At 74.9% G+C, this 14,840-nt stretch carries 14 protein-coding genes; all 14 read right to left on the bottom strand.

All coding sequences use genetic code 11. From position 1 onward, the window contains the following. Nucleotides 1-29: 29 nt before the first annotated feature. The 14 genes from PHK61_RS14590 to PHK61_RS14525 all read right to left on the bottom strand — a co-directional run bounded on the left by PHK61_RS14590 (nt 30) and on the right by PHK61_RS14525 (nt 14,683). On the bottom strand, nt 30-1,307 hold the full coding sequence (locus tag PHK61_RS14590) for an aldehyde dehydrogenase family protein (protein ID WP_274281720.1): 1,278 nt from the start codon (nt 1,305-1,307) through the stop codon (nt 30-32). Continuing rightward, complete coding sequence (gene proB / locus PHK61_RS14585; RefSeq protein WP_274281719.1) at nt 1,304-2,443, bottom strand: glutamate 5-kinase; 1,140 nt, start codon at nt 2,441-2,443, stop codon at nt 1,304-1,306. Before proB ends, PHK61_RS14590 begins: the two co-directional genes overlap by 4 nt. Further along, nucleotides 2,440-3,924 (bottom strand): GTPase ObgE, encoded by a 1,485-nt coding sequence (gene obgE, locus PHK61_RS14580; protein WP_274281718.1) that lies wholly within the window; start codon nt 3,922-3,924, stop codon nt 2,440-2,442. The genes proB and obgE overlap by 4 nt, the downstream gene beginning before the upstream one ends. Nucleotides 3,925-4,067: 143 nt before the next feature. Further along, complete coding sequence (rpmA, locus tag PHK61_RS14575; RefSeq protein WP_274281717.1) at nt 4,068-4,337, bottom strand: 50S ribosomal protein L27; 270 nt, start codon at nt 4,335-4,337, stop codon at nt 4,068-4,070. Nucleotides 4,338-4,347: 10 nt separating this feature from the next. Next, on the bottom strand, nt 4,348-4,647 hold the full coding sequence (gene rplU, locus PHK61_RS14570) for a 50S ribosomal protein L21 (protein ID WP_274281716.1): 300 nt from the start codon (nt 4,645-4,647) through the stop codon (nt 4,348-4,350). 180 nt (nt 4,648-4,827) lie between these two features. Then, complete coding sequence (locus tag PHK61_RS14565) at nt 4,828-8,160, bottom strand: translation initiation factor IF-2 N-terminal domain-containing protein (RefSeq protein ID WP_274281715.1); 3,333 nt, start codon at nt 8,158-8,160, stop codon at nt 4,828-4,830. Between the two features lie 184 nt (nt 8,161-8,344). Further along, on the bottom strand, nt 8,345-9,175 hold the full coding sequence (locus PHK61_RS14560) for a TIGR03936 family radical SAM-associated protein (protein ID WP_274281714.1): 831 nt from the start codon (nt 9,173-9,175) through the stop codon (nt 8,345-8,347). Further along, nucleotides 9,175-9,681, bottom strand: a complete 507-nt coding sequence (locus PHK61_RS14555) for a GNAT family N-acetyltransferase (protein ID WP_274281713.1) — start codon at nt 9,679-9,681, stop codon at nt 9,175-9,177. The genes PHK61_RS14560 and PHK61_RS14555 overlap by 1 nt, the downstream gene beginning before the upstream one ends. After that, nucleotides 9,678-11,654, bottom strand: coding sequence for a TIGR03960 family B12-binding radical SAM protein (locus PHK61_RS14550; protein ID WP_274281712.1), 1,977 nt, complete (start codon nt 11,652-11,654; stop codon nt 9,678-9,680). The genes PHK61_RS14555 and PHK61_RS14550 overlap by 4 nt, the downstream gene beginning before the upstream one ends. Nucleotides 11,655-11,741: 87 nt before the next feature. Further along, a complete protein-coding gene (gene ndk / locus PHK61_RS14545; RefSeq protein WP_274281711.1) occupies nt 11,742-12,146 on the bottom strand; it encodes a nucleoside-diphosphate kinase in 405 nt (134 codons plus the stop codon). A gap of 76 nt (nt 12,147-12,222) precedes the next feature. Further along, a complete protein-coding gene (locus tag PHK61_RS14540; RefSeq protein ID WP_274281710.1) occupies nt 12,223-12,648 on the bottom strand; it encodes a DUF4233 domain-containing protein in 426 nt (141 codons plus the stop codon). After that, entirely contained in the window at nt 12,645-14,213 is a 1,569-nt protein-coding gene (gene folC / locus PHK61_RS14535; protein WP_274281709.1) for a bifunctional tetrahydrofolate synthase/dihydrofolate synthase, read from the bottom strand. Before folC ends, PHK61_RS14540 begins: the two co-directional genes overlap by 4 nt. 11 nt (nt 14,214-14,224) lie before the next feature. Continuing rightward, nucleotides 14,225-14,500, bottom strand: a complete 276-nt coding sequence (locus PHK61_RS14530) for a DUF6457 domain-containing protein (protein ID WP_274281708.1) — start codon at nt 14,498-14,500, stop codon at nt 14,225-14,227. Nucleotides 14,501-14,536: 36 nt separating this feature from the next. After that, nucleotides 14,537-14,683, bottom strand: coding sequence for an MFS transporter small subunit (locus PHK61_RS14525; RefSeq protein WP_274281707.1), 147 nt, complete (start codon nt 14,681-14,683; stop codon nt 14,537-14,539). Nucleotides 14,684-14,840 lie beyond the last annotated feature (157 nt).

Below are 14,840 nucleotides of genomic sequence, written 5' to 3'. Positions count from 1 at the left end.
GACTGTGGAGCCCACAGCCGACCCCGGGACTACTCCGGGTGCCCGATCGCCGTCGACGCGGGCACGACCACGTACTGGCGCAGGCACAGGTCGGTGAACACCACCGGGCCGCGCGGGCCGGGGACGTGGTCGACGTTGATCCCGGTCTCCGGCACGCGGCGCAGCTTCACGCCGTCGAGGAGCCGGGTCGTCGCGTTCCAGAAGGCGCCGGTGCCGGCGTAGGTGTCGAGGAACGCACGCGCCGCGGCCTCGTCGGCGGTGGCGATCGCGGCCGCCAGCCCCGAGGTCTCCCGGTTGGCGATGGCGGCGGCGTCGGCGGGCCCCTCGGCGGGCGCGACCGTCACCGTCGCCTCGTGGCCGTCGTCGAGCGCCCACTCGTGCCCGAGCGCGTGGTCGTGCGGGGGCAGCGAGGCGCGCAGCCCGTGCCCCTCGAGCAGCTCGACGAGCCCCGGGACGACCTCGTCCCACCGGTGGCGCTCGACGAGGAGGAGATTGAGCCGGTTGCAGACGCCGAGCCGGTCGATCGACGCGGTGACCATCGAGCGCGTCAGGTCCGGCGGGGCGGCGCGGTCGATGTAGAGGACGCCGCCGCCGTCGGCGTGGGCGAGGGTGCGCACGCCGTGCTGGGCGGCCTCGAGGCCGAGCGAGCGGGTGGTGTCGCCGGAACCGCGCAGGATCACCAGCGGGATGAGCGCGGGGCGGCGCACGAGCTCGACGGCGCACTCCCGGCGCGGGTCGGTGACCAGCACGACCGCGTCGGGGTCGAGGCCCGCGCCGGCCAGGGCCGGGGCCACGACGGTCTCCATGAGCGCGGTGGCCGAGGCGAGCGCGGCGCCCCCGGTGCGCAGGACCCCGGCGTTGCGGGACTTCACCAGCTGCGACGCGACGTCGACGACCACGTTCGGCCGGGCCTCGAAGTTCGCGCCGATCACCCCGACCGGCCGCCGCCGCTCGATCAGCCGCAGGCCGTCGGGACGCTCCTCGAGCACGGTGTCGATCGCGGGCGAGGGCACGTCGGCGAGCTCGCGCAGCGTCGCGGCCATCGCGTCGAGGCGCGGCCGGTCGAGGCGCAGGCGGTCGACGAGCGCGGCCGTGGTGCCGGCCTGCTCGGCGGCCTCGAGGTCGGCGAGGTTGGCGGTGAGCACCGTGTCCGCGGCCTCGGTGAGCAGCCGGGCCATGCCCCGCAGGGCCTCGGCGACCTCGTGGTCGTTCGCCGCGGCCATGCGCGGGGCCGCGGCGGCGGCGCGGCGGCCGCAGTCGGTGACGATCGCGGCGGGATCCGCGGCGACGGGGGGTGCGGTGGTCACGGCGAGCTCACCTCGGCGGATTCGGGGGACGGGACCGTCGTGACGACGGGCACCAGGTCGTCGGCGTGCACCACCTCGCGGCGCAGCTCCGCCGGGAGGTCGTCGCTGGAGCGTCCGGAGATCTCGGGCAGCTCCTCGGCATCGAACGCGACGACGCCGCGGGCGACGACCTCGCCGCGCGGGTCGACGAGGTCGACGACGTCGCCGGCCTCGAAGTCGCCGTCGGAGCCGACGATCCCGGCCGCGAGCAGCGAGCGGCGTCGCCCGACGACGGCGCGGACCGCGCCCGCGTCGAGGTGCAGACGCCCGCGCGTGCCGGCCATGTGGCGCAGCCAGAACCGGCGCGCCGAGAGCCGTGGCCCGTGCGGCGCGAACACCGTGCCCACCCCGGCGCCGTCGAGCGCCGCGGGCGCGTCGGCGGCGGCGGCGACGAGCACGGGCACCCCGGCGCCGCTGGCGAGGTCGGCCGCGGCGAGCTTCGACGCCATGCCACCGGTGCCGAGCGAGGACGCCTTGCCGACGCGGACGCCGGCGAGGTCGGCGCCGCCGGTGACCTCGCGGACCAGCGTCGCGCCCGGGGTCCTCGGGTCGGCGTCGTACAGCCCGTCCACGTCGGAGAGCAGGACCAGGGCGTCGGCGGAGATGACGTGGGCGACGAGCGCGGCGAGCCGGTCGTTGTCGCCGAAGCGGATCTCGTCGGTGGCCACGGTGTCGTTCTCGTTGACCACCGGCACGACACCCAGCCCGAGCAGGCGCTCGAAGGTGCGCTGGGCGTTGCGATAGGGCTGGCGGCGCACCACGTCGTGCGAGGTCAGCAGCACCTGGCCGACCGTGCGCCCGTGGCGTGCGAACGCCTCGGCATAGGCGTGGGTGAGGTGCAGCTGCCCGACACCGGCCGCCGCCTGCTGCGTCGCGAGGTCGCGGGGCCGGCGCGGGAGCCCGAGCGGGCGCAGCCCCGCGGCGATCGCCCCCGAGGACACGAGCACGACCTGCGTGACGGTCGCCCGCGCGGCGACCGCGTCGACCAGGGCCTCGAGACGGGCGACGTCCAGGCCGCCGTCGACGCTGGTCAGCGACGTCGAGCCGACCTTGACGACGAGCCGGCGGGCGCCGGCCACGGCCTCGCGCGCGCTCACCGAGGGTCGTCCTCGTAGTCCTCGTGCCACGGCGCGATGCCGAGCTCGAAGTCGCTCTGGTGCCGGCGGCGCTCGTCGCGGGCGGCGCGGCGGTCGGTGGCCGACGGGCGGTCGACCCGCTCGGCGCCCTCGAGGCGGGGGTCGGTGCCGCGGTTGCCGCGCATCGCGGCGACGCCGGCCGGGGTCGAGGGCTCCCAGTCGAAGGTGTGGATGCCGATCGTCACCCTGTCGCCCGGCCGCGCGCCGGCCTCGGCAAGGGCCTCCTCGACGCCGAGGCGGGCGAGCCGGTCGGCCAGGTAGCCGACCGCCTCGTCGTTGGCGAAGTCGGTCTGGCGGACCCACCGCTCGGGCTTCTCGCCCGTCACGACGAACCCCTCCTCGGGGTCGGGCTCGACGGTGAAGCCGGTGTCGTCGACGGCGGTGGGGCGCAGCACGACCCGCGGCGCGGTCGAGGGCACCGCGGCGGCGCGGGCGTCGTCGACGGCGGCGGCCATCGTGTAGGCGAGCTTGTCGAGCCCGGCGTGGCTCGCCGTGGAGATCTCGACGACCGGCCAGCCGAAGGCGGCCACGTCCTCGCGGACCATCTCCGCGAGGTCGGCGGCGTCCGGCACGTCGATCTTGTTCAGGGCGACGATCCGGGGCCGGGCGGCGAGGTCGGTGCCGAGCGCCGGGGTGTAGGCGGCGAGCTCGTGCTCGAGGGCGCGGATGTCGGAGACCGGGTCGCGGTCGGCCTCGAACGTCGCGCAGTCGACGACGTGCACGAGCACCGAGCAGCGCTCGATGTGGCGCAGGAAGTCCAGGCCGAGGCCCTTGCCGCTGCTCGCCCCCGGGATGAGCCCCGGGACGTCGGCGACGGTGAAGGTGCTCCCGCCGGCCGAGACGACGCCGAGGTTGGGCGCCAGCGTGGTGAAGGGGTAGTCGGCGATCTTCGGCTTGGCGGCGCTGAGCGCGCTGACCAGCGAGGACTTGCCGGCGCTCGGGTAGCCGACGAGCCCGACGTCGGCCATCGAGCGCAGCTCGAGCACCAGGTCGCGCGACTCCCCCTCCTCGCCCAGCAGCGCGAACCCGGGGGCCTTGCGCGACGGGCCGGCGAGCGCGGCGTTGCCGAGGCCGCCCCGGCCGCCGCGGACGGCGACGAACCGCGTGCCGGGGCCGGTGAGGTCACCGAGGACCTCGCCGTCGGTGTCGAGCACGACCGTCCCCTCGGGGACCGCGAGCTCGATGTCCTCGGCGTTGGCGCCGTTGCGGAAGCTGCCCATGCCCGGGCGGCCGTTGCCGGCCGTGGCGTGCGGGCGGTGGTGGAAGTCGAGCAGCGTGTGCACGCCGGGGTCGACGACCAGCACGACGTCGCCGCCGCGTCCGCCGTTGCCGCCGTCCGGGCCGCCGAGCGGCACGAACTTCTCGCGGCGGATCGAGGCGCAGCCGTGGCCGCCGCTGCCCGCCGTGACGTGCAGCGTCACGTGGTCGACGAAGCGGGCCATCGCGTGCTCGGTCCTTCCCGGGGTGCTGTTGTCGGGGGTCGTGACGACCGAAAGGGGTGGGCCCGATCCCGGACCCACCCCTGACGGTACTGCTGACTGTCGTCGGCCTTCGGCGCGGCAGCTCCGCCGCGCTCCGTGCCGCCTCAGGCGGAGACGGTCTCCTCCGCCGGGAGGACGCCGACGGTCTTGCGGCCGCGCTTCGACCCGAAGGTCACCGAGCCCGCGACCAGGGCGAACAGCGTGTCGTCGCCGCCGCGGCCGACACCGACGCCCGGGTGGAACTTGGTGCCGCGCTGGCGGACGAGGATCTCGCCGGCCTTGACGACCTGGCCGCCGAAGCGCTTGACCCCGAGCCGCTGGGCGTTGGAGTCGCGACCGTTGCGGGAGCTGGACGCACCCTTCTTGTGAGCCATCTTGCTCCCCCTACTTGGAGATGTCCGTGACCTCGAGGCGGCTGTAGCGCTGGCGGTGGCCGACGCGCCGCTTGTACCCGGTCTTGTTCTTGTACTTCAGGATCTTGATCTTCGGGCCCTTGGTGTCACCGACGATGCTGCCGGTGATGGAGACCTTCTCGAGGTCCTTGGCCGAGCTGAGCACGGTGCTGCCGTCGACGACCAGGACGGGCTGGAGGTCGACACTGTCACCGTCGAGGAGCTCCACGTCGATGACGTCGCCGACCGCGACCTTGTACTGCTTGCCGCCGGTCTTCACGATCGCGTACATCTTCCGCGTGGACTCCTGTCTGCGTGGGCTTCCGGCTCCGGCGCGCGGCTCGTGCGGTGCGAGCCCGGCGCGCTGGCGCCGCGGGGTGACGACCCGGCGGGCGCCGATCTCCTAGGGTACCCGCCCCCGTGGTGCGGGTCCGACCCCGGGGGCCGGACCCGCCACGGTGGGTCCGATCGATCAGTCGGTGGGCGGTCCCGCCGGGCGCGAGGCCGCGCGGCGGCGGCCCCGACGGGCGGTCCCGGTGCCGGTGGGGGCCGCGGCGGGCTCCGGCGACGCGGCGGGCTCCTCGGCGACCTCGGGGGCGGGCCCCGCGGGCGTCACGAGCGCCTCGTCCCGGCCCTGCCCGTTGCCATGGGCGGCCCCGATGGCACCGGTGATGCGGGGCGCCGGCGGGGTGTCCGCCGGTGCTCCGGCCGGCGCGTCGGCCGGTCCGCCGGCCCCGGCGTCCGGCCCGGTGCCGTTGCTGCCGGGGGCGTGCTCCGCGAGGTCGGCCTCGAGCGCGACCTCCGCCTGCACGGCCTCGTGGATGGTCTCCTCGACCGACTCGACGGTCTCGACCGATCCGTCCTCGGTCCCGTCCGCGACCTCGGCGCCGTCCTGCTCGGCGCCGCTCGCCGCGGCGAGGCCCGCCTCCAGCTCGACCTCGGCCTCGTCCGCCTCGACGACGGTCTCGGACTCGACGGTCCCGGACTCGACGGTCTCGGACTCGACGGTCTCGGACTCGACGACGGTCTCCGCGCCCGGATCGAGGACCTCGGTGCCCGCGGTAGCGTCGAGGGCCTCGGACTCCGCGTCCTCGCTGTCCTCGTCGCCCGACGGGACGAGGCCGCTGGCCGCCGCGACGGTCGCCGGCGAGCCGCCCTCGGAGCGCTCGGACCGGCGGCCGCGGCGCCCCCGCCGTCCCGACCCACCCTCCTTGGCGTCCTTCTGCTGGTCCTTCGACTCCTTGGCGTCCTTGGCGTCCTTGGGGCCGCCGCCGTTGCCGGACGACGCCCCCTGATCGGAGCCCATCACCGGCTCGGTCGAGACGATGACGCCACGGCCGCGGCAGTGCTCGCACGTCGTGGAGAACTCGTCGAGCAGACCCTGCCCGACGCGCTTGCGCGTCATCTGCACCAGGCCGAGCGAGGTGACCTCGGAGACCTGGTGACGGGTGCGGTCGCGGCCGAGGCACTCGGTGAGGCGGCGCAGAACGAGGTCGCGGTTCGACTCCAGGACCATGTCGATGAAGTCGATGACGATCATGCCGCCGATGTCGCGCAGCCGGAGCTGGCGGACGATCTCCTCGGCGGCCTCGAGGTTGTTGCGGGTGACCGTCTCCTCGAGGTTTCCGCCGGAGCCGGTGAACTTGCCGGTGTTGACGTCGACGACGGTCATCGCCTCGGTCCGGTCGATCACCAGGGTGCCGCCGGAGGGCAGCCAGACCTTGCGGTCGAGCGCCTTGATCAGCTGCTCGTCGATGCGGTACGCGGCGAACACGTCCTCGGGTCCGGTGTGGCGGGACAGGCGCCCGGCGAGCTCGGGGGCGACGTGCGCGACGTAGTCCTCGAGGGTCTCCCACGCCCGCTCGCCCGAGACGACGAGCGAGGAGAAGTCCTCGTTGAACATGTCGCGCACGACGCGGATGAGGAGGTCGGGCTCCTCGTAGACCAGCGTCGGGCCCTTCGAGCCCTTCGCGCCGGCGGCCGAGGACTCGATGACCTCCCACTGCGCGGTGAGCCGGCGGACGTCGCGCTCGAGGTCGGGCTCGCTGACGCCCTCGGCCGCCGTGCGGATGATGACGCCCGACTCGTCCGGGACGATCCGCTTGAGGATCTCCTTGAGCCGCTTGCGCTCGGTGTCGGGCAGCTTGCGGCTGATCCCGGTGGCGCCGCCCGCGGGCACGAACACGAGGAAGCGCCCGGGCAGGCTGATCTGGGTGGTCAGGCGCGCGCCCTTGTGGCCGACCGGGTCCTTGGTGACCTGGACGAGCACCTGGTCGCCGGTGGACAGCGCCTGCTCGATCTTGCGCTGCTTGCCCTCGAGGCCCGACGCGTCCCAGTTGACCTCGCCGGCGTAGAGGACGGCGTTGCGCCCGCGGCCGATGTCGACGAACGCCGCCTCCATCGACGGGAGCACGTTCTGCACCCGGCCGAGGTAGACGTTGCCGACCATGGAGTTCTGGCCGTCGCCGGCGACGAAGTGCTCGACGAGCACGCCGTCCTCGAGCACCCCGATCTGGCTGCGCCCGGCCTGCTGGCGCACCACCATCGTGCGCTCGACGGCCTCCCGCCGGGCGAGGAACTCGGACTCCGAGAGGATCGACGGGCGGCGGCGGCCCGACTCGCGGCCGTCGCGGCGGCGCTGGCGCTTGGCCTCCAGGCGGGTCGAGCCCTTGACGCCGCGCACCTCGTCGTTCGAGGACTTGCCGCCCTCGGGGCGCTCGACCCGGTCGCGGACGTGGGTGACGGTGTCCGGCGGGTCGTCGCCCTCGGAGGAGCCGTCGCCCGACGAACCGTCGTCGGAGGAGCGGCGCCGACGCCGACGCCGGCGCCGCGAGCCGCCCGAGGAGCCGTCGCCGGTCGCCTCGTCGCCCTCGGCGCCGTCGTCGGTGTCGCCGTCGGACTCGCCGTCGTCGCTCTGGTCCGTCTGCTCGCCCGCGTCGTCGGTGTCGCCCGAGTCGTCGGAGTCGCCCGACTCGGCGTCGTCGCTGCCGCCCCGGCCGCGCCCGCGTCCGCGGCGACCCCGGCGGCGGCGCCGGCGGCCGTTGTCGTCGTCGTCCTCGGACCCGTCGCCCGTCGCGTCCGACTCGGACGAGGAGTCGGTCGACGCGTCCTCGTCCGTGTCCGCCGCCGTGTCCGCCGCCGGGGCCGCCGCGGGCTGCTCCTCGGCGTCCGGCGCGGGCTCGCCGGTGGTCTCGGTCTCGGTGGACTCGCCGGGGGTGACGACGCCGGTGGAGCGGCTGCCGCGACGCCGGCGGGTGCGCGTCGGGACGGCCTCGGTGTCGGAGGCCGTCGACTCCGGCGCGAGGAACATCGGCGCGGCGAAGGCCGGCGCGGCGGCCGACGCGGTGACGTGGCCGGTGGTGTCGCCGGAGTCGGGCGCGGTGTCGAGCGGGGTGTCGTGCGCGGTGTCAGGACCGGCGTCGGCGGTGGTGTCGCGGCCCGTCTCGGGCAGCGCGAGGTCGCCGGCCGCGTCCGAGGGCGCCGGCGCGTCGCCGAGCACGGCCGCGGCCGAGGCGCTCGCCTCGGCGACCGGGGTCGCCGCCCGCGCGCCGGGCGCCGGGAACAGGTCCTCGACGACCTGGTTCACGACGCCGCGGTCGACGCTGGACTGTGCGCTGCGCGCCCCGACGCCGAGCCGGGCGAGCACCGCCAGCAGCTCACGGCTGGACGTGCCCACGACGCGGGCGAGCGCGTGCACCCTGACCTTGTCCGGGAGCGCGGCCAGGGCCGCGTCGTCGGGGCGTCCGGGTGCGACGGAACCCCCCGCGGCGACGGAGCCGCCGGAGGGGGTGTCGGTGTCGGTCATCCATCTCCTCCGTCCCCGGGCGCGACACGGATGTCGCGGCCACACGGGGACCTCGCGTGGTCTCGCCTGGGCGGCCGCCGGGGACGGTCGCCGACTGCGGCACGACCGACGGATCGGGTGGCCGTCTCGTCGTGCGGTGCGGCGACGCGACCAGCACCGAGGCCGACCGGGCCCGTCCGGGGGGCTACGCGGGGGTGGCCGCGCGGTCCGCCGCGAGCGGGTCGATCAGCTCTCCGCGATCGTCGAGCCGACCCTGGGCCCACCGGGTGGCCCTGACGGGCTCCGGGAACTCGAGACCGGCGACGGCACGGAGGGCACTGCACACGTCGTCGGGTCGTGCGGCCGGCGTGGTGTGCCGTACGACCGCCGCCAGTCTCCCACACGTCGCCGCTCGTGCACGGTCCTCCCGGTCCGGGCTCGCCGGTTCGTCCGTCCGGGTGAGCGAAAGACGGAGTTCGGCGACGGCCGCTCGCACGTCCAGCGGCTTGGGACCGTTCTTGGTGACCCGCTCCACCGACACCTCCGGGGCGGCGAGGAACGCCTCGATGGCGCGGGCGAGCTCCTCGTCGCCCACGCCGGGGGTCTCGATCTCCCAACGGCTCGCGTCGATCCGGTCGGCGAGCGCCCCGGGACCGGCGACCACCACCTCGACCACGGCGATCCCCTCGGGGAGCACCGCGTCGACCTCGCGCGCGACGAGGGCGGGGTCGAGGTGCTCGGTGACGCCGATCTCGACGTACTCGGCCTCGCTGGCGGCGCCCGTCGGGGCGGCCCCGATCCACGAGAGCCGCGGGTGCGGGCTGAAGCCGTGCGACAGGGACACCGGCACCCCGGCGCGGCGCAGCGTCCACTCCATCGTCCGCGCGACATCACGGTGCGAGCTGAAGCGGGCGCGCCCGCGCTTGGCGAACTGCATCCGCAGCTTCGCCACCGTCGGCGCGGACGGGTGCGCCGCCTCCCCGGGCTTGGTGCCCCGACCCGGGCGAGCTCCCTTCTGCTCCGTCTCCCCCGCCATCACGCTCCCCCTCCACCGGTCGACAGCACCATCATCTCCTCGCCGGCCGGGCGGAACCCCGCCGCGCGGTAGAAGGCCGCCCCCGAGGCCGACGGGCGCAGCACCAGGCGGACCAGCCCGCGCTCGCGCGCGTGGGTCACCGCGGCGCCCAGGAGCCTGCGGGGCACGCCGCGCGGCGCGGCCCCGAGCGCGACGAGGCTGCCGACGTAGCCCCACCGCTCCCCCGGCCGCCCGGGCGCCGGCATGGCGGCCACCTCGGCGACGTCGAGCGACCCGACGGCCCGCCACTGCGCACCGTGCATCGCCTCGGCGACCCACACCGCGTGGTGCGAGAGCTCGGCGCGCCACCAGGTGGCGAACCCGTGCTCGAAACCCGGGTCGGCGCCGGGCGCGATCCGGCCGCGCTGCTCGACCCAGGCCCGGCGCAATGCGGCGACCGCGTCGCCGTCCGTGGTGCCGGCCCGGCGGACACGCACCTCGGCGTCGGGGACCTCGGCCGCGCTCACCGACGGTCGGCGGCGAGCGCGGGGTTGTGGACCGGGGTCGACGTGCGGTGCTCGACGGGGGTGATGGGCAGCGACGGGCGCCCCGACTGTGCTACCGGGCTTGGGCCGATCTGGATCTCGGTGCCCATCGTGGGGCACACGCCGCAGTCGAAGCACGGCGTCCAGCGGCAGTCGTCCTGCTCCTCGGCGGCGAGCGCGTCCTGCCAGTCGTCCCACAGCCAGCCCCGGTCGAGCCCGGAGTCGAGGTGGTCCCAGGGCAGGATCTCGCGGTCGTCGCGCTCGCGGGTGGTGAACCAGTCGACGTCGACGCCGTCCAGCTCCGCCGCGGCGGCGTCCATCCACCTCTCGAACGAGAAGTGCTCGCTCCAGCCGTCGAACTGCTGGCCATCGCGCCACGCCCGCTCGATGACCCGCCCGATGCGGCGGTCACCCCGGCTGAGCAGGCCCTCGACGAGGCTGGGCTGCCCGTCGTGGTAGCGCAGACCGATGTTGCGGCCCAGCGACCGGTCGCTGTTGATGGCCTCGCGGAGCTTGCGCAGCCGCTGGTCGACCACGTCGGGCGGGGTCTGCCCGGCCCACTGGAACGGGGTGTGCGGCTTGGGCACGAAGGCGCCGATCGACACCGTCGTGCGGATGTCCCCGCGGCCCGCGGCCTGGCGCCCGGCGCGGATGACCTCGTGGGCCATCGACGCGATCTGCAGGACGTCCTCGTCGGTCTCGGTGGGCAGACCGCACATGAAGTAGAGCTTGACCTGCCGCCACCCGTGCTCGTAGGCGGTGGCGACGGTCCTGATGAGCTCCTCCTCGGAGACCATCTTGTTGATCACCTTGCGGAGGCGCTCCGACCCGCCCTCGGGGGCGAAGGTGAGCCCGGAGCGGCGGCCGCTGCGGGTCAGCTCCTCGGCCAGCGTCACGTTGAACGCGTCCACCCGCGTGGACGGCAGGCTCAGGCCGGTGCCGGTGCCCTCGTAGCGGTCGGCGAGCGAGGTCGCGATCTCGCCGATGCCGGAGTGATCGGCGCTGGAGAGCGAGAGCAGCCCGACCTCGTGGTAGCCGGAGTTCTTCAGGCCCTCCTCGACCATCTCCCCCACGCCCTGCGGCGAGCGCTCCCGCACCGGCCGGGTGATCATGCCGGCCTGGCAGAACCGGCAGCCCCGCGTGCACCCGCGGAAGATCTCGACGCTCATCCGCTCGTGGACGGTCTCGGCCATCGGGACCAGCGGCTTCTTCGGGTAGGGCCAGTCGTCGAGGTCGCTGGTGGTGCGCTTGTGGACACGCGCGGGAGCCGCGTCGCTGGTCGGCGTGACCGCCACGATGGCGCCGTCCGCGCCGTAGGAGACCTCGTAGAGCCCCGGGACGTACACGCCGGGCACGGCCGCGAGGCGCTCGAGGGTCTGCCGCCGCGTCAGCCCCGACGCCGTGGCCTCCTTGACCGCGTCCGTGATGTCGCCGACGACCTCCTCGCCGTCGCCCAGGGCGACGATGTCGACGAAGTCGGCGATCGGCTCGGGGTTGAACGCGGCGTGACCGCCGGCGAGCACGAGCGGGTGGGAGGTGTCGCGGTCGGCGCTGCGCAGCGGGATCCCGGCGAGGTCGAGGATCGAGAGCAGGTTCGTGTACCCGAGCTCGGTGGCGAAGCTGACGCCGAGGACGTCGAACGCGCCGACCGGGCGGTGCCCGTCGACGGTGAACTGCGGGACCCCGTGCTCGCGCATGAGCTCGGCGAGATCCGGCCACACGGCGTAGGTGCGCTCGGCGAGCGCGTCGGGGCGCTCGTTGAGGACCTCGTAGAGGATCATCAGGCCCTGGTTGGGCAGACCCACCTCGTAGGCGTCGGGGTAGCAGAGCGCCCAGTGGACCGGCACCGACTCCCACGGCTTGGTCCCCGCGTTGCGCTCGCCGCCGACGTACTGGACGGGCTTGCGGACCCGGGGCAGCAGCGGCTCCAGGCGTTCGAACACGGACTCGACCACGGACCCAGGGTAACGATCGCGATGGCCCCGCCTCGTGCGTGGTTCGGGTCGCCGGAGCGACCCGAACCACTCACGCGGCGTCGGCCGTCAGCCGAACCAGAGCTTGATCTCGCGCTCGGCGGACTCGGGCGAGTCGGAGCCGTGCACGATGTTCGAGCCGGTCTCGAGGGCCAGGTCGCCGCGGATCGAGCCGGGCACGGCCTTCTCGACGGGGTCGGTGCCGCCCGCGATCTGGCGGAACGCGGCGATGGCGCGCGGGCCCTCGACGACCATCGCGGCCACCGGGGCCGAGGTGATGAACGAGATGAGCTCCTCGTAGAAGCCCTTGCCCTCGTGCTCGGCGTAGTGCTGCGACGCGAGGTCGCGGTCGACCGACTTCAGCTCCAGCGACACGAGGCGCAGACCCTTGCGCTCGATGCGCGAGACGACCTCGCCGATCAGGCCCCGCTCGACGCCGTCGGGCTTGACCAGCACCAGGGTGCGCTCGTTCACGTGGTTCCTCTCAGGGTGGACCGCAGTTCGACGCCGAGGGTAACGAGCGCGCTCGGCCGCCCTGCTCCGCCCACTGCTACTCGGGTCCGGCTCCGCTGCGCTCCGCGAACAGTCGCTGGCGGCGCAGCACCTCGTGGCGCATCCACAGCATCAGCGCCCAGACGAGGCAGAAGACCAGCCCGAGCACGCCGAGCGACGGCGAGACGACCCAGCCCAGCAGCATGAGCACCTGCAGGCCCAGGGCCAGCGGCAGGCCCCACGGCCGCGAGAAGGTCGCGATCGCGACGATCATGCCGACGGTCAGCACGACCACCCAGGCGATCTTGGCGGGCGTCAGGCCGCCCTCGACCTTGTCCATGACGAGCAGCCCGAGCGGCACGATGACCACCTCGAGCGACAGGCACGCGCTGGCCGGACCCCGGAACGCCTTCTTCGCGGCGGCGCCGCCGTCGGGGCTCGTCCCGATGGTCGAGCTCCGCTCCGCTCCGTCTCCCGAGCTCACGCCGGCTCCCTCCCCAGCAGCGTGCGGGCCTCGCCCGCGGCCACCACCGAGCCGACGACGAGCACGCCCGCGCCCGCGACCGGGGTCTCCGGGTCGTCGGTCTCCTCGGCCAGCCCGATCGCTGTCTCCAGCGCCGCGTCCATCCGGGTCTCGACGACGACCCGGTCGGCGCCGAAGAACCCGACCGCGAGGCTCGCGAGCTCGTCGGCGTCCATCGCGCGCGGCGAGGCGACGGCGGTGACGACGACCTCGTCGAGCACCGGCTCGAGCGCGGTGAGGATGCCCTCGGCGTCCTTGTCGCGCATCACGGCGACGACCCCGACGAGGCGGCGGAACGAGAACTCCTCGCGCACCGCGGCCGCGGCCGCCCGGGCCCCGTGGGGGTTGTGGGCGGCGTCGACCACGACGGTCGGCGCCGAGCGCAGCCGCTCGAGGCGCCCGGGCACCCGCACCGAGGCGAACGCGTCGCGCACGGCGGCGATGTCGAGCTTGCGCGATGCCCCCGCGCCGAAGAACGCCTCCACGGTCGCGAGCGCCAGCGCGGCGTTCTTGGCCTGGTGCTCGCCGAAGAGCGGCAGGTAGATGTCGTCGTACTCGCCGCCGAGGCCCTGCAGGCGCAGCTGCTGGCCGCCCACGGCGACCTCGCGGCCGAGCACCCCGAACTCCATCCCGGCCCGGGCGACCTCGGCGTCCATCGCCACCGCGCGCTCGAGCAGCACCGTGGCCGCCTCGGGCGACTGCTCGGCCATGAGGGCGACGGCCCCCTGCTTGATGACGCCGGCCTTCTCGGCGGCGATCCCGCCGAGCTCCGGGCCCAGATAGTTCACGTGGTCGATGTCGATCGGCGTGATCGCGGCGACCGCGGCGTCGGCGAGGTTCGTGGCGTCCCAGCTCCCGCCCAGCCCGACCTCGAGGACGGCGACGTCGACCGGCGCGTCGGCGAACGCGGCGAACGCCATGCCGGTGAGGACCTCGAACTTCGAGAGCTTCGGACCATCGCCCTGCGCCCGGTCGACGATCCCGAGGAAGGGGGCGATCTCCTGGTAGACCTCGACGTAGCGGCGCGCGCTGATCGGGACGCCGTCGATGGCGATGCGCTCGGTGGCCCGCTGCAGGTGCGGGCTCGTGTAGCGCCCGGTGCGCGGTCCGATGCGGGTGAGCAGGGCGTCGATCATGCGCGTGACCGAGCTCTTGCCGTTGGTGCCGGCCACGTGGATCGCCGGGTACGAGCGCTGCGGGTCGCCGAGCACCTCGACGAGCGCGCGGATGCGCTCGAGCGAGGGCTCGATGCGGGTCTCGGGCCAGCGCTGGTCGAGCTCGGCCTCGACGGCGCGCAGCGCGGCGAGCGACTCGGCGTCGTCGGGCTCGTGGCCGGGCGCACCCTCGATGGCGCCGGTGGTGACGCCCTGGCTCAGCGCGTCGGCGAGCGCCCCACCCCCCGGGCCGGAGCCCGCGTCGTCGGCGCCCCCGGCCATCGCCAGGAGCTGGGCGAGCTCGTCGGCGTCGGCGTCGCCCGACGCGTCCTGGTCGGCCCCCACCGGACCCCATCGGTCGTCGCTGCTCATCACCCCTGATGCTACGGCGGGGTCTCGCCGCGGGCGCGCGCCGCCAGCCGGTCCGCGAAGCCCTGCGCGAGCTCGCGCTCCCCCGGCCCCGACCCGGCCGCCCGTCCCACGGCGAGGCCCAGCAGGTAGGCGCTGACGGGCGCCGCGGGCCGGGCCACGCCGTGGGCGACGTCCTTGGTCATGTCGAGCACCAGGGGCGTGACGACCTCGGGGGCGACGAGGTCGCCGAGCTCGTCGATGCCGAGCTCGCGGACGACCTCGTCGATCCAGTCGGAGAGCGTGCTCACCTCACGACCCTCCCACGCCGCCGACCCGGAGGTTCCTCAGAAAAGGGCCCCGACGTTCTGCAGCAGCGACCACACCCCGTACAGGAACGGGATCACCACCCACAGCCACACGACGACGGTCAGGGCGACGCGGCCGGCGGACGGCGAACCGGCCCCGCTCTCGTTGCTGGTCGGGTTGCTCATCGGGATGCTCCCTGCCTGCGCTCCTCGGCGGCGTCCGAGCCCTCGGGCGCGGCACGCTCGGCGTCACTGACGTAGTGCTTCGGGTTGATCGGGCGGATCAGCTCGTTGGCCACGAACCCGATGATCAGCAGCCCGATCATGATCGAGAACGAGACCG

Origin of the sequence: Actinomycetospora lutea (genome assembly GCF_028737205.1) — a bacterium.
Classification (GTDB): domain Bacteria; phylum Actinomycetota; class Actinomycetes; order Mycobacteriales; family Pseudonocardiaceae; genus Actinomycetospora; species Actinomycetospora lutea.
The sequence above is the reverse complement of the archived record's forward strand: the minus strand, read 5'-3'. Positions and strand labels throughout refer to the sequence as shown.

Bases quoted from the DNA above. Each gene is read 5' to 3' on its own strand.
- PHK61_RS14525 (WP_274281707.1), bottom strand. From the start codon at position 14,683: ATGAGCAACCCGACCAGCAACGAGAGCGGGGCCGGTTCGCCGTCCGCC.
- PHK61_RS14560 (WP_274281714.1), bottom strand. From the start codon at position 9,175: ATGGCGGGGGAGACGGAGCAGAAGGGAGCTCGCCCGGGTCGGGGCACC.
- obgE (WP_274281718.1), bottom strand. From the start codon at position 3,924: ATGGCCCGCTTCGTCGACCACGTGACGCTGCACGTCACGGCGGGCAGC.
- rpmA (WP_274281717.1), bottom strand. From the start codon at position 4,337: ATGGCTCACAAGAAGGGTGCGTCCAGCTCCCGCAACGGTCGCGACTCC.
- folC (WP_274281709.1), bottom strand. From the start codon at position 14,213: ATGAGCAGCGACGACCGATGGGGTCCGGTGGGGGCCGACCAGGACGCG.
- PHK61_RS14565 (WP_274281715.1), bottom strand. From the start codon at position 8,160: ATGACCGACACCGACACCCCCTCCGGCGGCTCCGTCGCCGCGGGGGGT.
- rplU (WP_274281716.1), bottom strand. From the start codon at position 4,647: ATGTACGCGATCGTGAAGACCGGCGGCAAGCAGTACAAGGTCGCGGTC.